Here is a 20,942-nt window from a genome sequence, read left to right on the forward strand (position 1 = left end):
TGGGAAAATGATTAATTCGGCTTATTCATAAGCTAATAGACTCTAGTTCTTTTAGGCTACAATATTGCAAGTTTCCTATTTTTCCTATCCGCTCGCTCTTGTTGCTATTTCATTTGGCAAAGTAGAATCGTCCCCATCTGCGCCAGCAGGAAGGAACAAAAAAAGGGTCCGTCTTTCTATTATTTACGAATGAGAACCTCCCCTCTTGGCAGCCTAAATAAAATATCGGCCGTTTCTAAAAATTTATCGCGTTGAATGAACTTTTTTATCCCTTATTCACAATTATTTCACCCACAACGAAGCATATATCCCCACTATTCATAATTCTGACACACGCAGCCACATGTAACACTATCCAATCAATAATAAAAAGGACGGCCCTCCTTTCATTTCGCAAAGGAGAACCGCCCTTATTAACTATGAATTTCTTGTTCTTAGGTATGTTTTCCAGAACTGTTTGGCAATTGCTTCGTATCCTTCTAGGCTAATATGGATATCGGCATGGTTTGGAATGTATTCTTTTTCGTATTTTTTAATCAAGTCGGCTGTCGGTACAAAAACATCACCGTTTGCCAATGCCACCCTTTCAATCATTTGATTAAAGCTAGACAGCAAAGGTAATAAAACAGCTAGCTTGGTTAGTCCGATGCGGGTATGGATTGTAATAGCCCATTACATAAACCTTTGTATTATCATTAAAACTATCAATCTGGCTGAGAATTAAGTGCAAGTTCCCACCAATTGTTTGTAGGACACTCGTGGCAAGTGAAGGGTTTTTCTGTATGTCTTCTAATTTAGCAAGCAAATCATTTGCCCCTATATCAATTGTTACCAGCTCAGCGTCCTTTATAGAAGCCCTTAATGAATTATACTTTGGATTGGCTTGGTTAGTCAGTTCATTTAATATATTTGTAGTCCTATATCCCGAAACCCCATAATTGTCCAACTCAATTTTATATTGTGACTGTACAAATCTGTCAGACAGGTAGTCTACATATCCATCTTTATGTTCCCCGTAAGGCGTTCTCCCTGCTGCAAGCGAATCCCCCAATGCAACATAATCAAAATCCTTTTTAACAGCATTCTTCGCCGAGGCAGCAAAAGGCAGTGACAAAATCAGAGAGCTAATTATTAAACTGCTAGAAATTAATCTATTAAGCTTCATTTCAATCCCCTCCTTTTGTCCTAATTATATTCTTTATTAAGAACTTATACCATCTTTAAAACGAAAAAGGAAACGTTAAAAAACTCCCTGGGAACTTACCTTTCATCCCAAGGAGTTTGCTTATTAATATATTGCCTTTACATTAAAACGGTGCCTCTTCTTTTTGCTGTATTACATACTCAAGAATTCGCAACTGAAGCTCCTCGAGGTTTCCATTCAAATGAACTTTCCCCGCTTCGTCTTTTGCGACAAAGTCCTTCAACTCGTTATTGAGCAGATGCTCAAGGCCGGAAAAAGCGTATCTCTCGGCTTCCTGGGTCAGCTGCTTATAGGTTCCAAGACTTCCATTCTTGTTAAAGTACAAGGAACGCAACGAAATCCAGTCGTGATCGGTGAGCGTTAGTGCCCTGCACAGCTCCTGTTTTTTCGGTATATCTTCCTGTTCGTTCAGACGGCGTCCGACAAATGTACAAAGGATAAAGAATTCACTGTTTTGTGAGAATAACGTTTTTCCTAGTTCATGGTAAACTGGAAAGTGCTTTTCCGCTACGTAAATCCTCAGCTGTCCAATTTCATCCATTCATTCTCACCCCTTTGGCAAGCTCCATTGTGTTCGCCTCTTCAATGACTGTGACACCTGGCTCAAGCGATGTTAATTTATAATATCTGCCAATCACATTTGATTCAGAGAACAATGCCTGCTCCTCCGGTCCGAATTCGCGGTCGGTGACTAGCAGTACCCATTGCGAACAAATCTGAGGCAAGTATTCAATCAAACCTTGCTGGTGAACAGAGGACAATCGGCCAAATGGCGTGTCCATCAATAGCGGCATTTCAAGAGTGGAATTCCCTCCTGCCACCTGGGCAAGTGCAGTTATAAAGCTGATTGATAAAACCTGACGCTGTCCCTGTGAAATGTTGGCTAGGAACGGTTGGTTGAAGGCATTCAAAACCTCAATCGAATAATCTGGCTTTATCTTCACTTTTTTAATCATCGCACGGCCTGCATCATCAAGCAGATAGTGCAGGTTTTGCTCTGTTGCCCTTTCCAGTTCTTCAATGACTTCCTTCTCAAAGGCTGCGATGAGCGAAGTCATGGAAGCGATCGACCTTTTTAAGACGTCGTGCTTCTGAAGGAGCTGCTCGCGGATGCCAGATTTACGTTTAAGTTCCTGGACCTCCTGTTCCTTGCGTATTAGCTCCTTCTTTAATTCTTCCTGTTCCTCTTCAAGCTTTTTCGAATCGAAATCCATCTGCACAAGTGATTGGGAAAGTTGTGTCCGCTCTTCGTTCAAAGACGTAATTTCATCCTCTCCAACTGAACGGAGACGGCCGTTAATTTGTTCAAGCTTCCATCTTACCTCTTCCTGCTGTGTATGGAGTTGTCTAACTTCATTTAAAATCACCGCACATGTATCAGCCCTGCCCTCAAGAAAGGACAATAGCTTCTCAATTGCCTGGTACAAATCATGGAGTGTTTTGTTCTTTTCGTAGGCCTCGACGGATTCCTTTAGTGAGACGAGTTGCTGCTGTGCATGCCGTTCATGATGGAGGTCATTCCCGCAAATACATCTCATGTCCTCAAGGAGCTGGGAAATGAACGATGATTCAATGCCGATAGTAGCCGAGTAATCAATTTCCCCTCGGAGTCTAGCTAGTGTTGCATGGTAGCTGTCCTCACCCAAAAGCAGCGGCAAGTATTTATTCATCATCCTGGCCTGGTCCATTTTTGCAGAAACTGAGTTCTGGATTTGGAGTGCTTCCCTCTCAAGACCTTCCCGTTCTAAAAATAAGCCCTTTATGCTTTCAAAATTCTTCAGCAGCCCGTCAACTTCCTGGAGCCTGTCTTCTGAAGCAATCCTGCTTGACATAAGTTCTTTTTGCTGTTCGGCCAAGCTCGCATCTTTTTGTTCCATTTCCGAAAGCTCTAAAAGTGCTCGTTTGTATTCACCTTTTGAATGCTGTTCAAGCTCTTTTTTAACTTTTGAAAAGAGTTTTTTCAATACTTCCCTGGACTTCATCACATGGTCAATCTTCAGCAGATTTTTTACCCCGATGGCAATCTCTTCGCGCTGTTGAAGGGCAACGCGGGTCAGCCGCTCAATCCTCTCTCCATCGAAAAAGAAGTAATGCTTAACACGTTCATCGACCATCTTTTGAATGAGCGGCTGGATGTCTTTTTCAGACGTCCATGATTCATTGGTTGTCTCATTTTCAAGGACAATACTGAACGGTTGTTCCTTTATCGTTCCGTCCTCGGCCTTCAAAGCGAAAAAGGACCGGGTTAACCGGAAGGAATGCTGTTGATTCATGAACCGGACAGTAACAGCAGATTGTACCCCTTTTGGATTTTCCTCGAGCGCCTTCAGATTAGTCAGGATGATATTTGCTTCAGAGGAATCTTGGTCAAGCTTCGTATCTCCAAATAACGCAAGCATAATTGCCCGGTAAATTCCGGTTTTGCCTCTTCCGTTTTCTCCGAGCACAACTGTGACAATCTGTTCTCCGTTTGAAGCAGCAAATTGGATGGCCTGCTGGCCGTAATATTGGCGGAAGTTCTCCATCTCAAGAGAATGAATAATCATTTACCACCACCTCCCATCTGCATTAGCTTTCTGTCCAGTACCCGTTCAAGTTTTTTTGCATGTGCCTCGACCGATAGCTGGCTTTCCTCTACCTGTTTGACGGTATCAATGATAAGCTCCAGCACCAGCGGGTCTTCTTCCTCCAATAAGGAGGATAAGCGGGCGATCAATACATTATCCATTCCCTTTTGTTCCTCCCAAAATTAAACTTTTTAACATGATTTCATCACCGTCTACCATAAATGGCGCTTCCCCATTCTTGAGTGCCTCTTCAACTGCAAACAGCATCTTGCCGGAAGAATAGCGAATATCTGTTAAGAACCGGAGCAGTTCATTTACTTTTGCCGCCCCATTGAAATGGTGCGATAAAATATATTCAACAAAATCGACTTCGTTTTTAATCGGTGAATCCAGCGGCAAAATAACCTCGTTATAGGAACCGAGAACCGTCCACTTACCAGATTTCTTAATAACATCCTCCAGTAAATCCGATGTCCAGAATATCCCTTTATCTAATTCAGGGAGCATTGTCTCATCGAAAATATCGCTGACAAGCGCATAATCCCTACCCTTTGCTGCCATTACTTCAGGAAGTCGTTTCTTAATGGCCTGATGAAGGATTTCTTCTTTTTCTTGGGTTAGACCAATTGTTTGCTTGTGGACATATTCTCCAAATTGTCCTTTGGCATAGTAAAGAATCTCCGGCACCTTGCTCAACGTAATATCAAGAATTCTTTCGTCCCCGCCGAAGACGGTTTCAACCCACTCCATGACTTCCTCGCGGGCAACAATATCGTCCCTTTCCAGGATAAATTGTTCAATGTAGCGCGTTCCCGATAATGAATCAATCTTATGTCCAGGTTTTAGAATATAAGGATATTGGGCAAAAATCGCATGGGGTACACCCCGGTTTCTCAGGATTGCATATAAGATTTGCTTCGACTCAATCCCCATGCTCTTCAAAACAACCTCATGCTCCATGAAAACAGAATGAATCGAGATTAATGGAGACTCCTCAAGATTGTTATGGATAGCCTGAACAACAAACGGAATTTGGTCTAGCTGAATATGATCGAATAATGACAGCAATGTATAATGACCATATTTGTACTGAACGAACTGCTCGTTTGACGACAGATTAAGTTCAAGCGTAAACCGTTTCCAGCCCCGTTTTTCAACAAATAGCTCATAAAGTTCATCAAACTGAACAGAACCACCTTTATCGCGGATAAATTGTTCAATATAGTCTGCATTTGCCCGTCTAACAGAGCCTTCAGGCTGAATGTACGGAAATTTGGTCATTGTCACAAGACCCGTCGAATATTTCCTGAGTAATGTATAAAGAGCGTATTCATTCGGTACTTTTCGCTTCTCTGCCTCTTCAATGACAGCATCATAGAGCTTACGGACGTGAATAAACTCTTCGGACTCCAGCATTGTGTGTGCAAGCCGTTCTACACTCTGAACCCATTCTGAGTCGGTCGTAACAAATGAGGAATGAATATATACACCCCGTCCCCATAACAAAATACGGTCCGAAACATCCGCCCTGGTGGCAATGGCATAAAAGTCACGTTCCCCCGTAAATTCCCCGGGCATAAGATCATTGGCTTTTTCAAGCAGCTCTTCCTCACGTTTATACACTTCAACCCCGTTCGGATATTGAAGCATGACCATTTCAACTGCCTGGAATTTGCGCATCCCCTTTAAAAGCCCCTGGTCGGCATTCAGCCAGTTGACATGTTGTTCAGCTGTTTTCTCAATAAATTCTGGATTTACGCCATCCTCTTTCCCCTTATCCTGACAAAAGTCCATAAAGTCTGTTGGCGTTATAACATGTAGAGAGAAGACTTCTTCCAGTTCCTTCTTTATCCCAATTTTGTAATCTTCAATTTTCTCTTTATCAAGAAGGGACAGGAACATTGAGTCATTCACGCTGACAATGGAGAGGCCTGCTTCCTCAAGTGTCACGGTTAGAATATAGTGAGAGAAAAGGCCACGATCCAGGAATGAAGCAGAGAAAAATTGAGCCGATTCCTCAACTAACTGCTTAATGATTGCAATCAATCCACGAATTCTCCGGGCAACACGAATATCACCTTTTTGAAGAATTTGACGAATCCGTTCCCTGGTTACACCTTCCTGTTCACCTAGTACCTCAAGTGTCAAATGAGTACCAGACAGCATTGCATTGTAACGCCTTTGCATAAGATCCAAGTAGCGCGGAGATATCTTCTCCGCCTTTAAGAAATCCTCATCTTCCATTAGCCTTGTCATCCAGTTCTCATAGGAAGCAAGTTCAAGAGCCAGCCTTTCGTTCAAAGGGAGCTGTTGAAGTTGATAGTGCTGGTTCGCCAATTCAATTAGCGAGGTCAACTTGTCAAAAATCATCTGAACTCGTTTCTTACCGGCGCCTTCAACATTACCGATCTCCTCAAATTGAGTCGGCAGCTCCCCGACTTTTTCCATCCCGTTTGCAGCCATACCGTCAACCGCTTTTTCTGCAAAAGGAAAATCTTCTTTTCGAATAGGAAAATCCATTAAATACTTTGGTATGACAAGTGTTTTACTATAAAAGTAAACCAGTTTATTTCCTTCCGAATCGAAAGCTGGCAGTTCCGGTACATTCTCTTGTCCATTCTTTTCTCCTACCTGATCCCAGAACTTCCTGATCGTTCGTTCACCAACACTTATCAATCTAAGGTGCAGTCCATCGAGAGAATGTGGAAAATCACGTAAGGAAATCATGCCCAACCCGATTAACTGACGAATCATATTATTACATCCAAGAATACCAAGCTCGTCGATTCTCATTCTGGCCAGATCACTGCGAACAGTCATCTTTTCACCTTGAAAACTTAACTCCAAGGTGCCTTCTTGGTAAGGTTCTTCCAAATGTGGCGCATTCTTGGTATTGACAATTCTTGATTCAGAATGTGGATGTTCGTGAACCTTTGAAGTTTCCTGATCATAATTTTTTCCTGATTGCAATCCACCCTCAATTTGCGCGACTACCTTCTCCGCTTCCATCTTTGTCAGCCATTTAATCGATTGGCCTAGATAGCCATGTAAATCTATTAATTTGTTTATTTGTTTATCTAGGAATTTCTTGGCCAATAGAGGTGAAAGAAGCTGCCGGATGTCTTCTTCGCCATGTCCAGCAACCACAATTTGATGTTCAACAGCGGTGGCAGAGAGCGGCTGAAACGAAGCCAGCCTCCCGTCAAAGCGGAAGCCAAGCCAGAATAAATCCTCAAGCACAGCATGAAAATCATCCCGAGATGACTTATAAATGTCTCGCAAATGCTCTTCTGTTAAATCGCCAAGCTTTTGGATGGAAGTATGCTGCTGCAGACGTTTTAATCCATCAAGCGGAAATTCACTAATATCTTTAGTAAACAATGTTGTAGGTATAAGGAGCTGTCCAGCCTTCCTCCAAAAACCAGCTGCCACTTTTTCAAGTTGAATGGCCGTGATTGGTTCAGGTTTTACAGGATGCTCTTCCACCCCATTAGGCACATCATATTTAGTTTCTACTTCATTCACGCCTGCCACTTTTTCTACTTTAGGGTCATTAAGGTTTTTATTCAGTAAAAACCAGCCAGGCTTGTAATTAGTCGCCCTTCCTCCCTTTTTCATAAAACGGAAGTAAATTCGGTTTTCTTTCAGCGGAAACAGCTTCTCGTTCAGCTCCCAACCGCCTATGACCCAAAGTGCGCCATTCTTAGTCCGGTTATCAATATAGGGAATCTGTTTCTCCTCCAGATAATTGAGCAGCGAGAAACTGACGACTTCTTTTTCCACTTCAGTTTCTTCTATTGTGCTAGAAATCGCGTTATCCTTTATCCGTTTCAGTTCATCCAGTTCCCGCTGGATTTCCTTCTTCATTTCATCCATCTGTTTGAAGCTTTGTTCCAGGTACGGTTTAATGAGCACGCTCAATTCCTGTTCCGAAAGGGCGCCACTTCCTTTTTCCGGGACAGGCAGCTTGTAGATCGGCGCTTCAAAATCATAGCTCACATAAACCTGCATATACCAAACACTAATATCAAACAGGTATTTATGGGCCTTTAAACCATCTTCAATACTAACGGCAGACACATCGTGGGCAGCCTTATTCCCTTTTTTCCGAATCCATTCCAGCTTTATATATAAATCTTCCTCAATCGCGTTCTGCCGGTAAAGTTTATGTATACGTTCAGCATGCTTTAAAGGATATACATTCTCAATTCCTTCTTCCTTACTGACAAGCTTGACCAGCTGCTCAGTATAAAGCCGAGCCTGCATAAGGACAGTCTGAGGCTGTGTAAATAATGCTTCCTCTAGTTGAACAATTAACGTCAATAGCTCATTTGAAAAACTCCCGACAAACTCAAAAGCTCCTTGACGATATCCCATTGCACGACCTCCTATCGTCTTTTTCTACAATTTTAATTACAACACAAATCCAATATCATTTAAATAGTTTTTTACTATAAATTCACGAATTTTCGTATATTTTTTCGATGGTAATAAAAATCGGTTTTTCTGGCAGCGAAAAAGGGCAAAAACCATTGCAAGAAGAGCTTTTATTAAAAAACAGAATTCAGGTAAGCAGCCTTACCTTATTTATTGGGAACTTCTTGGCTGGTCGCTTTCATTTATTTTCAGCGATAGTCATGGACGTAAAATAGGACGGTCCCCATTCATTAAGCGAATGAGAACCGTCCCTCTTTGCGTAAAACTTACTTCCTTTTCCCCTTTAAATCGATACCAATTGCGGCGCCATTTCGGCTGGAGTCCGCAACTCCTTTGAAGATTCCTTTTTCATGGTCAATGAGGATGCTCTGGACATTGCCAATTGTAGTTGGAGCAGGTCCAAATTTATGCCCCATTCCATTCAGCCTCGAAATGATATCTTGGCCAATTCCCTCTTCGAAACGGTACGAATTTAGGTTATTTGTGTAAATCCGTGGCTGCTCGACAGCCGCTTTGAGCTCCATGTCATATTCGATTGCATGGATAATTGTTTGGAGGACAGAAGTGATAATTGTCGGACCACCCGGTGAACCAACAGTCAATACCGGCTTGCCATCCTCATACACAATTGTCGGCGTCATACTGCTCAATGGCCGTTTGTTCGGCTGGACTTCGTTCGCACCGCCAGGAACGGCATCAAAATCGGTTAATTCATTGTTCAGCATAACTCCGTAGCCCGGAACCATGATGCCTGTCCCGAAAAGCTGCTCGATTGTCGTTGTATACGAAACGACATTCCCCCACCTGTCGGCTACAGTAAAGTGGGTAGTCTCCCCATATTTACGGTCATTCGGCTGGCTTGTTGCCTTATAATTTGCAGAGCCATTTTCATATTTCCAAGGATCGCCTGCTGTTACGTTCTTGTTCACACTGTTCAGGCTGATTAGTGCCTGGCGCTCTTTAATATAATTTGGATGCAGCAATCCGTTAACAGGCACTTTGACAAACTCAGGATCACCGGCAAATGCAGCACGGTCGGCATAGGCCAGATGCATCGTTTCCGCAAGCAAATGATACTTCTCTACAGAATTTACATCGTATTGGGACAAATCAAAACCATCAAGAATCTTTAGCATTTGCAGAAGAAATACTCCGCCAGAACTTGGAGGCGGCATGCTGGCAATCTGGTATCCCTGGTAGTCTCCCCAGATTGGTTTGTCGATCCTGACATCATATTTCTGCAGGTCACTGACCTTCATCGAACCGCCGAAATCCTGGACAACATCCGCAATCGCTTCAGCTACTTCTCCTTTATAGAAGGCATCTGTCCCTTTTGAGCGGATTAGCTTAAAAGTTTTAGCCAGATCTTCCTGTACGAGGATATCTCCTTCCTGAAGGGGTTTACCACCCGGAAGGAAGACGTCTTTAGCAGCTGTACGCGAGAGCATTGCCTGATTGTCGGCAATCGCTTCGGCAAGGACAGAATCAATCGGGAACCCTTTGTGAGCAAGCTTAACGGCAGGTCCGATCAATTCCTGCATATTTCTCGTTCCCCACATCTCAAGTGCCGTTTCAAGCCCCTTTAATGTTCCGGGAACGCCAACAGCTTTCCCGCCAGTTGAACGAGTAGCAAAAGGAATTGGATTGCCATTTTCATCGAGGAACATATCAGGTGTAGCGCCAGCTGGGGCACGTTCACGGCTGTTCACAATTGTTGTTTCCTTTGTCTTGCCATCATACACCATCATGAAACCGCCGCCGCCAATCCCTGACATCATCGGTTCAACAACATTAAGGGCAAACTGGATTGCTACAGCAGCATCAATCGCATTGCCCCCTTTTTTGAGCACGTCCGCTCCAATTTCAGAGGCGAGCGGATGGGCAGTTGCCACCATTCCGTCCTTGCCAACGTCAACTTGACTGTAACCGTCATAACTGAACTTTGGCTTTTTAGCCTGCCCGTTGAGCGGTAGTGTCCCAACCAATAATAGAATAGATAGTAATGCAAACAAACCGACTCTCCAAACTTTCTTCATACAAACCCCTCCTCTTCATTCATTCACTTATATGGTAAGGAAAAGAATAGAAGGTTAGCAAATATTTGACTGAATATTATAAATTTTGAATATATAGTCCTAGCTGTTTTTGAAAAATAGGGTAAAAAGACACGATTTACCTTGGCATATAGCTGTCGTTTAGATAATGAAAGACCCACCCTTTTGGCATAAAATAATCCCTATCATTCTCGTAATTCTGCCCGTTATACAATTAGATAACATTCGACAAAATCCCAGGGAGTGACAGGCACCTAGAAACCGTTATCTTTGAACAATTTTTTTAGTAGAGTTACACTAATCTCGAAAACAATATATTTTAAAATATTAATTACTTTTGGAATGGTTGATAAATATACATAGTTTGCAACTATCAAAATCCAATGTGATGTCCTTCTTTTACTAACGAAGCGGGTTTGTGGAACTAGCAATTGATATACTACACAATCTTCCTGTTACAAATTAGCTCTTAAGTTAATTTGGAGCGTTTGAATATAATTAAAAGGAGAGGTAAACATGGCGAAATTAGATAACAAAGTTGCGTTTATTACAGGTGCAGGATCTGGAATGGGTAAAGCTCAAGCTAGCCTTTTTGCAAAAGAAGGGGCAAAAGTTATAGCCGCTGATATCAATCTTAATGGGGTACAAAAAGTTGTAGAACAAATTAATGCTGAAGGAGGCGATGCACTGGCAGTAGAAATAGATGTGTCAATTAAAGCCAGTGTAGAAGCTGCCGTAAACAAAGGATTAGAGCAGTATGGAAGAATTGATATTTTAAGTAATACAGCCGGGATTCTGGATGGATACGCTCCTACCCTGGAAACCTCAGAAGAACTTTGGGACAGAACTATTAACATCAACCTGAAAGGTGTTTACTACGTAACGAATGCCGTTCTTCCACAAATGATTGAAAACGGTCAAGGTGTCGTTATTAATATTGCTTCCATTGCTGCATTTGTAGCTGGAGGCGGTGGTGCAGCATATACAGCATCTAAACATGCTATTGCCGGGTATACCAAACAGCTGTCTTTTGATTACGGTCAAAAAGGAATAAGAGCAAATGCTATTGCCCCTGGAGCAGTTGAAACTGGTATGACAAAACAAATTTTTGAAGAAGGTTCAGCAGCCGTAATGGAAGCTGTAAACTCTGTTCCTGCAGGCAGATACGGCCAAGCAGAGGAAATTGCTGATGTTGCATTATTCCTGGCAAGCGAAGATGCTTCCTTTATGCACGGGGCAATTGTACCAGTTGACGGTGGCTGGATAGTAAAATAAACATATAATAGTTTAACAGAGCCAATATAAAAGAAACGCTCAAATGTTACTACTTCAACATTTGTGCGTTTTTTTCTTTTGGGTATTTACCTACAAAAACCAATCCGTATACTTTTCATTATTCGAAATTCCATAAGACGGATACATTCTTACATACACTTGCAGGCCTTCAGTTGTTAGAAACCTGGCAGCTTGCTTAGAGGTAATGCCACCTTATAACCCACCGCAGTTTGGAGGATTATCTTTATCTCCCTCGGCGAAATCATTGCCTTTTGCCACTGATTCAAGTCCATAATCTATATTATTTATCTCGTGTACAGATTCATTTTGAATGTTGGATTGAGTATTCTGATGCTTTTCTTTGTTGTCTCTCATTGCTTTCCCTCCAGAGTTTTTTAATAGCTTACTCTTAGAGGGATCAATTAATTCGCTTTAACGTTACATACTACTCGGTAATTCTACGGCTGTTGGAATATGATCTAGAATACTTATTACTGGACGAATCCCCTTCTTCCTAATGGAGTATCGTCTAGAAAACCCTATTTACTCGACGAATCTATATCTGCCTACTGAAGTTTCGTCTAGAAAACCCTATTTACTCGACGAATCTCCATCTGCTTACTGAAGTTTCGTCTAGAAAATCCTATTTACTCGACGAATCCCCTTTTCCCTATTGGAGTTCCGTCGAGAAAACCCAATTACTTGTCACGCCACTCCAACCGTTCTCTTCTATCTGTTTCTCAAATGTCATCCCAGCGTCCGAGCCAAGTATTCCAGACACGCGCATAATAGGTATCCTGTTCTTTGTTGTACAATTGAAAATCCAGGCACGGGAGGTATTCGACTTTCTGTTACTTAAAGCTATTCACGGCGGACACCACTGTTTGAAAGCTGTCTTCGTCCACTCGGTTTTCTCTTTCAGCGAGAAATTGCAAGATCAGCTCTAAACTGGCCACACTCTGATTATATGCATACCGATAAAGAAGCAGTTCTTCGTCCGATTCAGGCAAAGGCTCATTCATCTCTAGCCAAATCTCATCGTGGAGCGGGCTGTATGAAAGTACGGTCAACTCTTCTTCCAGTTCCTCTTCCATGATTCTGGTCTTTAGCTGGTCCTGCCCTTTCGATGTCAGTTTGTAAGTTCCATTTTCCAAACGGATCAAGCCCATACGCTGCATTTTCTTCAATAAATCCTCAATGAACAGTTCCTCTACCAATAGGAACTCGGACAAATTGGCTGCGCGTCGGATTTGGGATTGTTCGAACGTGAGGAGTATCATCTTCATGAGAATGTCCATTTTCAACCCGTTACCCGGCCAAACGCCCAGGCTCACCTCTTCAAGGATTCGCAGGCCATCGTGTTTTTTTACAGATTCCAATACGTGAGAATACATTTGTCTAGCACCCGAATGTTTTGTTGGCTTTGAAACATCTGTGTACTGCCAATCATCACAAGCAGCTCCCTTTCCCTCGACAGAGCGACATTCAGCCTGCGGTAGCCTTTGGTAAAGCCGATATCGTCATGCTAAGAATCGTGATTGCACAACATACTTAACAAAATCAAATCCATCTCCATCCCCTGGAATCGGTCCACTGTCCCCGTGCGGATCGTTAAGTGAGGCAAGCGCAATTCCTGCATAAGCATCCGGTCAATCCTTTTCACCTGCTCTCAGTAAAAACTGATGACGCCAATGCTTTTTTTCTCATCTGCTTCCATTCTTCCAGCCTGCTTTGCCTCTCCGGTCGCCGCCTCCAACTTCCCCAGCAATACACCACTCCTCTTCAATTCTGCCGGGTTGTACAAGCTCTTTCCGCCTTTCATTCTTTCAAAAAATGCAGGCTTGTCCAGCCATAGGAGATATCTTCGGTGTTAGCTGTGAGGTAAAAATGACCGCATAATACGGCGGCTCCGGAGCCTCTTTTCGTATTCCTAATTCCTTTAATTTAACAGGTTACAGAAAGATGTAATGGGAATTTATGTAAAGAAACGGTAAACTGCATTATTATGGATAGGTTGCAGCTCCCCTGAAAGATCATAAACCCAGGTTTAACTCTCTTTCATAAATTAGTTTTTTATTTACAATTAGCATGAATTACACTGGGCGTCTCCGCATTGACGGGGGCGCTTTTCCGATGTGGAAATGGATAAGAAAAGGCGGAATGAGCATAATAAAGTCTGGAAAGAAAGGGAGTTTTTACAGAACTTATTAAGGATTTCAGGTGAGAAAATATATGTTTTGGAAAAAGAAGAGCAAACCAATCCGTTATGAAAATAAGGACGGCAACCAGCTTTTTCAAAAAAATAATGATTTATCTATAGCTGCTGTCAAGGCCCTGATTTCAAATATGGATGATGGAGAAATGATAGAACACAGTATTAATAAAGACCGGAATATAACTCTTATTTTCATCCGAACATTGATTGACGTGGAAAGGTTAAATGAATCAATCATTCAGCCGTTAAAAAATTGTTCTGAAGATATGATCCATACCTGCATTGCCTCAGTAAAAGCGGCTGCTCTGACCAGCCTTGATGAAGCACAGCGGCTGATGATGTTGGGACATGTGCTCCTTGATGACGGCAAGGGACGCTGGTGGGCTGTTCCATTTGAAAATCCTTTAGGGAGAAGCATTGAATCATCGGAAACAGAAACTATATTATACGGTCCTAAGGACAGCTTCACCGAACAGATTGACCAAAATATCACTTTGCTTCGAAGAAGGCTTCCTCTGACTGAACTTAAAACGGAAAAGTTTTCTGCCGGGTACCTGACTAAAGCGAAGGTTGTATTACTGTATGTAGAGGGAATCGCCAATCCAGATATTGTAGATATCGCCCGCAAAAAAATTACCAAAATAAATTTTGATATGGTGATTGAACAGTCGAATCTGGTAGCGTTTATGGAGGATCACATCCATTCGGTCTTTCCGCAGTTTCAGCAGACAGATCGTCCCGATCAATGTGCCTATTCTCTTGGACTTGGAAAAATCGTCATTCTTGTGGCAAATACACCGTTTGCGTTAGTTGCTCCTATCACCTTTTTTCATCTCTTTCAATCACCAGAGGACTATATCCACAAATGGATGGTTGCCAGTTTCCTGCGATGCCTTCGGTATGTAAGCTACTTGGCGTCTATTACATTAATCCCTATGTATGTTGCGTTAACCGCCCATCACTATCAGATCATTCCGCTGCAGATTCTGTTTGTTTTATTAGAATCCAGGAGTAAACTGCCATTTAGCCCCTTCTGGGAAGCGCTATTAATGCTTCTGATTCTGGAAATTATTAAAGAAGCCAGTTTGAGGATGCCAACAAAAACAAGCACAACTCTGGGTACAATCGGTGGTATTGTTATTGGCCAGGCAGCAGTGGAAGCAGGATTTGTAAGCAAGGTGTTGATTGTTTTAGTGGGTGTAGCTGCAATTGCGTCTTTTTTAGTTCCAAATTATCTGTTAAGTAAGACTAACACACTCATACAATTTGTATTTTTAATTTTAGCATCGTTACTGGGAATTCCAGGAATTGTGTTAGGAATGGTCTATATGCTCGCACACCTTAATGGACTTACAAGCTTGAAGCAGCCATATTTTGCTCCGGTTGCGCCCCTCTATTGGAGAGATTGGATGGATTTCTTCATTCGGGCTCCTATTCCATGGATGAAAAAGCGTCCAGCACATTTACATCCTCTCTTTAGATGGAGATATAACCGAGGAGATGATCACTAAATGGGGGATTTTATATTATTTGATAAGACTGCTCAACTTGGAAAAGGATATATTATTGCATTCGCTAACCGTTCACAAATGCTTTATTTTATATTATTTTTGCCAAAGTTTTTAGAGATGCCGTATTTATTATTAGGGATACTGGCAGTAGGAATCCTATCTCAGATTAACCTGTTTATTTTATCAAAGTGCCTGTCTTCTAAATATACGCAGCAGGGGTATCATGGATTCGCTGATCTTTTAGGCCGGAGGACGCTTCGTATGATAGCCTTTGCCGGGATTGCGTTCATTTTTATAAAGATGAGTATGATTATTCTGGGATATGCTGAAATCGTCCATCAATTTATTTTTCCTGCTATGCAGCGACCTTGGATTATCCTGTTAATTTTACTAATAAGCACCTATATTGCCAGTCAGGGGATGGAAAAAACACTGCGCTTTGGCATTATTGCTTTCCTATGTACCTTTTGGATCATACTGCTTTATATTCCATATTTCTTTCCTCCTGCAGCTGAGCTGCATGATCTATATCCTTTGATCCCAACAGATTGGTCACATAAACCCTGGAAAGGCATATTAATGGTCTGGTCCTCTTTATCAGGACCGGAGTACTTAATTCTGTTGCTGCCTTGGATAAATTCCAAGCAAAAGATGCTTAGATATTTATCGATTGCAAATGCGATTTCTATTTTAGAGTATTTGCTGCTTTTCTTGGCATGTCTGTTCTTTTTCGGAACCACTTACCTGGGGAAAATAGGTTTTCCGGTAGTTAATATGATCAGGTACCTTCAGTCTCCTGTTTTTGAGAGAGTGGAAATTATCATGATTTCCCTGCATATGTTTCACTATGTTTTCTTTATATCCGTTTTGCTGCTTTGTTTATATGGTGCTATACGCATTTCTGCAGGAACTCAGTATAAAGAAACTACACGTAAAGGTTTTTTCGCTGTGTGCTTACTTGTCCTGGCAGGTGTGTTTTTAATTCAGCTGTTCTATTGGAGAGAAGGAAAAGAACTAAACCGCTGGGCAAACGTGCAATTATGGTCTGGTGCCTTTACTTATTTACTAATTCCATCTCTCCTCCTGGCTGCCACTAAAATAAAGGGGAGGCGTTCCAGTCTATGAGGGCACTCACTTCATTTATGTATATATTAAGCAGTATATGTCTTTTAACTGGCTGTTCTCCTCTTACAAATGACAACACAGTTGAAGAAATTGCGCCTGTGACCTTTTTGTCCGTTGAACCGGGAGGAGAAAAAGGTAAATTAAAAGTCTCTACATTGGTTCCTCCCGTCATGAAGGAAGATAAACAATTTTTTTCCACCAATGTCACATTATTAGATCAGGGAAAGAGGAGCTTTAATTTGAAATATTACCGGGAAATTAAGCTCGGGCAGCTCCGTATGCTGTTTATTGATGAAAAGGTTGCCAGAAATGGAATTGTATCATTGATTGACACGCTATTAGCCGATCCAGATGTATCTCCGCGGCTTTATCTCGTAGTATTGAAAGGTGATTTCGAAGCCTTTATCAAGAATCGTATGGAGCAGCAAAAAGATTTGGATTACTATCTATACAGGATGTTTAAGCATTACGAAAAGGGTCAAAAGGGAGAAATTACAGTTACAAATATTCATGAGTTTATGGAAAAAGTGTATTCTCCTTATTCAGATCCGTTCATTCCGGTATTTAAGGTGGATAAAGACGATTTTAGCTATGAGGGCACTGGATTTTTTAGGAATGGAAAGTTAAAAGGGGGTTCTGATAAGAATCAAGACCAATTTTTTCAGCTTCTTAACAACTATCATTTTCTTAATAACATGATCATTACACCATTGGACGTCTCTCTGGGGGAAGTCCGTTCACGTGTTACGACACATGTAAATCTACATGACCATACGGTTTCATTTAAGATTCATTATAGAGGCAGAATCGATGAATACCGAGGCACCAAAGACCTGGACAGGCAGGACAGCATTTACGAATTAGCCGACGAGCTCGAGGACTATATGGAAGAGGGCACCGTTTCACTGCTGAAAAAATTCCAGGAATTGAAAGTGGATCCCCTTGAAATAGGCGGACAGACAATGGGACCCGCTTCAAAGCCCATGTCAGAAGAAGAATGGATAAAATTCTGGGAGAGTGCAAAAATAAAAGTGGACTGTTATTTCGAACTTGAACCTTTATCCATTTAATAGAGAGTACAAGTAAGGCTGCGATACACTTCGCAGCCTGTTCTTTTAAATCTTGACGATCATTCTGCTGTCAGTGAAGGTAGTTAACAATATTGCCTGGAGAAGATAAATTGAACCGCACTGCAGTTGGTAGACAACCCATTTTCGTCCCTATAATTGAGTACGTTTAGATTATATTCTAATGTAAATGCTGTATAGCTCTTCTTTAGTGCTTCCAACCCGTGTAATTTATATTTTTTTATCAAAAAATAAACCTTTACTGTATTAGAAATTCCTAAAGATTAGGCAATAGAATTAAGACTTTCTCCTCCGTTTTCGTATCGAAAAACGGCATCTAGTTTTTGTTCAACAGTAAATCTCGCCATAAAAAACACACCTCCAATTATTAACTCCTTGTGTAACAATTGGGATGCAGTTCAATGAGATTAGCGCTCTTATTTATTGTAAAAGGGCTGGTTCATTTACAGTTCAAAAAAAATCTTTTATTAGACAAAACTCCTCCTGCAGACCCTCGATTCTTTTATTTAACAACGTTTTATCAGACGAAACTCCGCTTGGAGAACACCGGTTCTTCTATTAAAAAGAAACCCTCATGCAGGAACAGGTTTTCAGCTTGAATATTCTCTAACATTCACGATGGACAAGGTAATCGAGCAATTGTTTTAAGTTTTGACCGGCATCTTCTCCATTGCTGCACAGTAATGATTCACATCAGTTTTTTGGCCCCACGCCAAGGATGGAGACAAAGGTTGATTTGTTAGCTTATTTTTCAAGACAATCTCCTCTCTTAACCCAGATAAATGATCTAATCATTGCATTTCTTTTATTCAAGGAGATTGATAGAGTAATTTTTGAAAATATTGCGCTGCCTTCAACATTGTTAAACTTCCATGCTGTTTTCTTACTAAAGTCTTTTTAGACTATCTATAAAAAATATTTACCAAAAGATCGTAACCTGTAAAAGAATAAACCTGTGCAAAGTCAATTCTACACAGGCTCATTCGTAAGTGCGTCACCTTGTTAAGCCTTCCCTTAATAAACAAAAACCTATTGCTGTGCCAGGTTTGTTGCTGTTTGTGATGCAGTTAAATCAACCTGCAGCTGCTCACTTAGATTATACGGATGATAGTATCCTTTTGACATCATATAGCTGCTGATATTTTCATGAGTTTGAATAGCAGCCTGTAAATGTTCTCTTAATACTGTTCTTAATTCCGGGGTAGCCGCTTCTGTTATTGCAATTGTGTAATTTCTTATTCCTGCTTTAGCAGACATTAAGAAATCAGTTGCGATAACCTGGTCAGTCATACCGCCCATTCCTACCATGTTTTGGATAAATTCATTCATTGGTTGGCCCCCCGATTTGTTAAAAATTGCTGCAAATGCTGAATTTGCTGCTGTCCTGCAGAAACATCATTTGAAAGAATTGTTTTTAATTCTTCATCCTGTGCCAAAGGACCCATTGTTGTTGATTTGGTTAAACACAGGTTTTTAAAGGTTAACAATTCGTGTACTTCCAGAGTCTCATGCAATCCTAGATATTTGACCATCATTTTCACTCCCATTAAAGTTTTTTACCTTCTTATTTATTTGAATGACATGAATGGAATATTCATGTCAGAAAATATATTCTCCCTTTGATTGTGAATAAAAAGAAAACCTCATTGGGAAAATACTTTTGAATATAAAAAAGGAGAGGTGAAGAATTGATGGAGCAGCAAAAGTTGGCTCTACACGAAACTTTGGAGACACATGAAATCATCAATATGAAAACTGTATGTTTACTTAGGTCAAAATTAATGCAAGGGATTTGCTTTAATAATGAGTTGAAACAGTTAATGCAAAAAGATGTTCAACAATCAACAGATGCTATAAATGAGCTACTGCCTTTTTATAAACAAAGTGAAATTCTTCATTAACCAGGAGGTGGAATCATGAAAGACTATCTAGACCCGAGAAACGCGGAAGGCATGCCGAATCTGGCTGATTCTGCATTTGCAATGGATTTCTTGCTTTCTGTAAAAAATGGTATTCGTAATTATGGCTTTGCCATTGCAGAAGTTGCGAATCCGGAACTTAAAAGAGTATTAACTAAACAATTGATGCAAGCAATTGATTTACACGGAGAAATTTCCGACTTAATGATCGAGAGAAAATGGCTTCACCCCTATAATTTTAAGGAGCAGTATCCAGTTGATTTAAAAGGAGCAGAGACAGCCGTTCAAATTGGACAAATGACTCTCTTCCATAATGACACCGACCGGGGCGGAATGTTCGCTACTCCAAATGAATAAAAGGAGAGAAATACTTAGATGAAAGCTGTTACCTATCAAGGGATTAAAAATGTAGAAGTAAGAGAAGTGAAAGATCCCACAATTAAGAATTCCGATGATATTATCGTTAAAATAACAAGTTCCGCAATTTGTGGGTCGGACCTTCATTTAATTCATGGTATGATTCCAAGCATGCCTACTGACTTTGTCATTGGGCATGAGCCGATGGGGATTGTTGAGGAAATCGGGCCAGATGTAAGGAATTTAAAAAAAGGTGACCGGGTCATTATCCCTTTCAACGTGAGTTGCGGCTCGTGCTGGTATTGTAATCATGATCTAACCAGCCAATGTGATAATTCCAATCCCCATGGTGACATGGGCGGATTCTTCGGCTACTCTGAACTCACTGGCGGCTATGCTGGCGGGCAAGCTGAGTATATGCGTGTCCCTTACGGAAACTTTACGCCTTTTAAAATTCCTGAAGCTTGCGAAGTTGAAGATGAAAAGCTTTGTTTGCTTGCCGATGCAGCTTCAACCGCCTACTGGACGGTTGACCATGCCGGCGTCAAAGAGGGAGATACAGTCATAGTGCTTGGTTGCGGCCCGGTTGGACTGCTTGCCCAAAAGTTCGCCTGGTACAAAGGAGCAAAAAGGGTTATTGCTGTAGATTACATTGACTACCGGCTGCAGCATGCTAAGAGACACAACAAGGTTGAGATTGTGAATTTTGAACAGCATGAAAACACCGGACAGTACCTAAAGGAAATTACAAAGGGCGGAGCAGATATAGTCATCGATGCTGTCGGTATGGATGGAAAGTGGACCGAAATGGAATTCCTTGCAAGCGGACTGAAGCTTCAGGGCGGAGCGATGGGGGCGATCGTAATTGCCAGCCAGGCGGTTAGAAAAGGCGGCACTATCCAAATAACAGGCGTTTATGGAGGACGATACAATGCTTTTCCGCTTGGAGACTTGTTCCAGAGAAATATTGATCTAAAAATGGGACAGGCACCAGTTATTCCGTATATGCCTTTCCTATATGACTTGTTCAATTCCGGAAAAGTAGATCCTAGCGATGTTATTACACACGTCCTCCCGCTCGACCAGGCTAAGCATGGATATGAGGTTTTTGACACCAAAACAGAAGATTGCATTAAAGTTGTATTAAAACCATAAAAACAGCCAGCCCAGTGAGTTTAAGACTGGGTTTT

General features: G+C 41.4%; 20 protein-coding genes. 7 read left to right on the plus strand and 13 right to left on the minus strand.

Annotated elements, in window-relative coordinates; genetic code table 11:
* Positions 1–417: 417 nt before the first annotated feature.
* The 7 genes from TY16_RS26260 to ggt form a co-directional block, all read right to left on the minus strand.
* Entirely contained in the window at positions 418–594 is a 177-nt protein-coding gene (locus TY16_RS26260; protein WP_155922246.1) for a hypothetical protein, read from the minus strand.
* Positions 595–604: 10 nt separating this feature from the next.
* A complete protein-coding gene (locus TY16_RS13570; protein ID WP_043932431.1) occupies positions 605–1,165 on the minus strand; it encodes a GDSL-type esterase/lipase family protein in 561 nt (186 codons plus the stop codon).
* Positions 1,166–1,307: 142 nt separating this feature from the next.
* Entirely contained in the window at positions 1,308–1,745 is a 438-nt protein-coding gene (locus tag TY16_RS13575) for a hypothetical protein (protein ID WP_043932432.1), read from the minus strand.
* Complete coding sequence (locus TY16_RS13580) at positions 1,738–3,750, minus strand: AAA family ATPase (RefSeq protein WP_043932433.1); 2,013 nt, start codon at positions 3,748–3,750, stop codon at positions 1,738–1,740. The genes TY16_RS13575 and TY16_RS13580 overlap by 8 nt, the downstream gene beginning before the upstream one ends.
* Positions 3,747–3,932, minus strand: coding sequence for a hypothetical protein (locus TY16_RS13585; RefSeq protein WP_043932434.1), 186 nt, complete (start codon positions 3,930–3,932; stop codon positions 3,747–3,749). Before TY16_RS13585 ends, TY16_RS13580 begins: the two co-directional genes overlap by 4 nt.
* Positions 3,925–8,148: a DUF4145 domain-containing protein gene (locus TY16_RS13590; protein ID WP_043932435.1), complete on the minus strand. Its 4,224-nt coding sequence runs from the start codon at positions 8,146–8,148 to the stop codon at positions 3,925–3,927. The genes TY16_RS13585 and TY16_RS13590 overlap by 8 nt, the downstream gene beginning before the upstream one ends.
* Positions 8,149–8,474: 326 nt before the next feature.
* Positions 8,475–10,244, minus strand: coding sequence for a gamma-glutamyltransferase (ggt, locus tag TY16_RS13595; RefSeq protein WP_043932436.1), 1,770 nt, complete (start codon positions 10,242–10,244; stop codon positions 8,475–8,477).
* 534 nt (positions 10,245–10,778) lie between these two features.
* On the opposite strand from ggt, the gene TY16_RS13600 reads away from it, so the two are divergent.
* The gene (locus tag TY16_RS13600) at positions 10,779–11,537 is read left to right on the plus strand and encodes a 3-oxoacyl-ACP reductase (protein WP_043932437.1); all 759 of its coding nucleotides are present in this window, start codon (positions 10,779–10,781) and stop codon (positions 11,535–11,537) included.
* 213 nt (positions 11,538–11,750) lie between these two features.
* Here TY16_RS13600 and TY16_RS26600 read toward each other — a convergent pair whose 3' ends face one another.
* The 4 genes from TY16_RS26600 to TY16_RS27105 form a co-directional block, all read right to left on the minus strand.
* Positions 11,751–11,912: a hypothetical protein gene (locus TY16_RS26600; protein WP_197028395.1), complete on the minus strand. Its 162-nt coding sequence runs from the start codon at positions 11,910–11,912 to the stop codon at positions 11,751–11,753.
* 476 nt (positions 11,913–12,388) lie between these two features.
* Complete coding sequence (locus TY16_RS26605; protein WP_052342725.1) at positions 12,389–12,931, minus strand: hypothetical protein; 543 nt, start codon at positions 12,929–12,931, stop codon at positions 12,389–12,391.
* Positions 12,932–13,062: 131 nt separating this feature from the next.
* Positions 13,063–13,182, minus strand: a complete 120-nt coding sequence (locus TY16_RS27290) for a hypothetical protein (RefSeq protein WP_442853218.1) — start codon at positions 13,180–13,182, stop codon at positions 13,063–13,065.
* Between the two features lie 24 nt (positions 13,183–13,206).
* Complete coding sequence (locus TY16_RS27105; RefSeq protein WP_269320300.1) at positions 13,207–13,341, minus strand: hypothetical protein; 135 nt, start codon at positions 13,339–13,341, stop codon at positions 13,207–13,209.
* 428 nt (positions 13,342–13,769) lie between these two features.
* Here TY16_RS27105 and TY16_RS13610 point away from each other — a divergent pair, with 428 nt between their 5' ends.
* The 3 genes from TY16_RS13610 to TY16_RS13620 are packed head-to-tail and all read left to right on the plus strand — an operon-like array spanning position 13,770 to position 17,458.
* Entirely contained in the window at positions 13,770–15,263 is a 1,494-nt protein-coding gene (locus TY16_RS13610; RefSeq protein WP_043932438.1) for a spore germination protein, read from the plus strand.
* Positions 15,264–16,388: a GerAB/ArcD/ProY family transporter gene (locus TY16_RS13615; RefSeq protein ID WP_043932439.1), complete on the plus strand. Its 1,125-nt coding sequence runs from the start codon at positions 15,264–15,266 to the stop codon at positions 16,386–16,388.
* Positions 16,385–17,458 carry a Ger(x)C family spore germination protein gene (locus tag TY16_RS13620; protein WP_043932440.1) on the plus strand — a complete coding sequence of 358 codons (1,074 nt, stop codon included), beginning with the start codon at positions 16,385–16,387 and terminating at the stop codon, positions 17,456–17,458. The genes TY16_RS13615 and TY16_RS13620 overlap by 4 nt, the downstream gene beginning before the upstream one ends.
* A 1,047-nt stretch (positions 17,459–18,505) precedes the next feature.
* Here TY16_RS13620 and TY16_RS13625 read toward each other — a convergent pair.
* A complete protein-coding gene (locus tag TY16_RS13625; RefSeq protein WP_043932441.1) occupies positions 18,506–18,805 on the minus strand; it encodes a spore coat protein in 300 nt (99 codons plus the stop codon).
* Positions 18,802–19,008 (minus strand): hypothetical protein, encoded by a 207-nt coding sequence (locus TY16_RS13630; RefSeq protein WP_043932442.1) that lies wholly within the window; start codon positions 19,006–19,008, stop codon positions 18,802–18,804. The genes TY16_RS13625 and TY16_RS13630 overlap by 4 nt, the downstream gene beginning before the upstream one ends.
* 159 nt (positions 19,009–19,167) lie before the next feature.
* Between TY16_RS13630 and TY16_RS13635 the strand changes: the two genes are divergently transcribed.
* From TY16_RS13635 to TY16_RS13645, 3 genes are read left to right on the plus strand one after another with little or no spacing between them, the layout of a single operon-like run.
* Positions 19,168–19,377, plus strand: coding sequence for a hypothetical protein (locus TY16_RS13635; RefSeq protein ID WP_043932443.1), 210 nt, complete (start codon positions 19,168–19,170; stop codon positions 19,375–19,377).
* Positions 19,378–19,392: 15 nt separating this feature from the next.
* Positions 19,393–19,752, plus strand: a complete 360-nt coding sequence (locus TY16_RS13640) for a spore coat protein (RefSeq protein WP_043932444.1) — start codon at positions 19,393–19,395, stop codon at positions 19,750–19,752.
* 18 nt (positions 19,753–19,770) lie between these two features.
* Positions 19,771–20,907 (plus strand): zinc-dependent alcohol dehydrogenase, encoded by a 1,137-nt coding sequence (locus TY16_RS13645; protein ID WP_043932445.1) that lies wholly within the window; start codon positions 19,771–19,773, stop codon positions 20,905–20,907.
* Positions 20,908–20,942 lie beyond the last annotated feature (35 nt).

This window comes from Bacillus sp. EB01 (assembly GCF_000613125.1).
Taxonomy (GTDB): domain Bacteria; phylum Bacillota; class Bacilli; order Bacillales; family Cytobacillaceae; genus Bacillus_D.

What these genes read in the sequence shown, in the direction of transcription:
- TY16_RS26260 (WP_155922246.1), bottom strand. Translation starts at nt 594, where the DNA reads ATGATTGAAAGGGTGGCATTGGCAAACGGTGATGTTTTTGTACCGACA.
- TY16_RS13570 (WP_043932431.1), bottom strand. Translation starts at nt 1,165, where the DNA reads ATGAAGCTTAATAGATTAATTTCTAGCAGTTTAATAATTAGCTCTCTG.
- TY16_RS13575 (WP_043932432.1), bottom strand. Translation starts at nt 1,745, where the DNA reads ATGGATGAAATTGGACAGCTGAGGATTTACGTAGCGGAAAAGCACTTT.
- TY16_RS13580 (WP_043932433.1), bottom strand. Translation starts at nt 3,750, where the DNA reads ATGATTATTCATTCTCTTGAGATGGAGAACTTCCGCCAATATTACGGC.
- TY16_RS13585 (WP_043932434.1), bottom strand. Translation starts at nt 3,932, where the DNA reads ATGGATAATGTATTGATCGCCCGCTTATCCTCCTTATTGGAGGAAGAA.
- TY16_RS13590 (WP_043932435.1), bottom strand. Translation starts at nt 8,148, where the DNA reads ATGGGATATCGTCAAGGAGCTTTTGAGTTTGTCGGGAGTTTTTCAAAT.
- ggt (WP_043932436.1), bottom strand. Translation starts at nt 10,244, where the DNA reads ATGAAGAAAGTTTGGAGAGTCGGTTTGTTTGCATTACTATCTATTCTA.
- TY16_RS13600 (WP_043932437.1), top strand. Translation starts at nt 10,779, where the DNA reads ATGGCGAAATTAGATAACAAAGTTGCGTTTATTACAGGTGCAGGATCT.
- TY16_RS26600 (WP_197028395.1), bottom strand. Translation starts at nt 11,912, where the DNA reads ATGAGAGACAACAAAGAAAAGCATCAGAATACTCAATCCAACATTCAA.
- TY16_RS26605 (WP_052342725.1), bottom strand. Translation starts at nt 12,931, where the DNA reads ATGTATTCTCACGTATTGGAATCTGTAAAAAAACACGATGGCCTGCGA.
- TY16_RS27290 (WP_442853218.1), bottom strand. Translation starts at nt 13,182, where the DNA reads ATGCTTATGCAGGAATTGCGCTTGCCTCACTTAACGATCCGCACGGGG.
- TY16_RS13610 (WP_043932438.1), top strand. Translation starts at nt 13,770, where the DNA reads ATGTTTTGGAAAAAGAAGAGCAAACCAATCCGTTATGAAAATAAGGAC.
- TY16_RS13615 (WP_043932439.1), top strand. Translation starts at nt 15,264, where the DNA reads ATGGGGGATTTTATATTATTTGATAAGACTGCTCAACTTGGAAAAGGA.
- TY16_RS13620 (WP_043932440.1), top strand. Translation starts at nt 16,385, where the DNA reads ATGAGGGCACTCACTTCATTTATGTATATATTAAGCAGTATATGTCTT.
- TY16_RS13625 (WP_043932441.1), bottom strand. Translation starts at nt 18,805, where the DNA reads ATGAATGAATTTATCCAAAACATGGTAGGAATGGGCGGTATGACTGAC.
- TY16_RS13630 (WP_043932442.1), bottom strand. Translation starts at nt 19,008, where the DNA reads ATGGTCAAATATCTAGGATTGCATGAGACTCTGGAAGTACACGAATTG.
- TY16_RS13635 (WP_043932443.1), top strand. Translation starts at nt 19,168, where the DNA reads ATGGAGCAGCAAAAGTTGGCTCTACACGAAACTTTGGAGACACATGAA.
- TY16_RS13640 (WP_043932444.1), top strand. Translation starts at nt 19,393, where the DNA reads ATGAAAGACTATCTAGACCCGAGAAACGCGGAAGGCATGCCGAATCTG.
- TY16_RS13645 (WP_043932445.1), top strand. Translation starts at nt 19,771, where the DNA reads ATGAAAGCTGTTACCTATCAAGGGATTAAAAATGTAGAAGTAAGAGAA.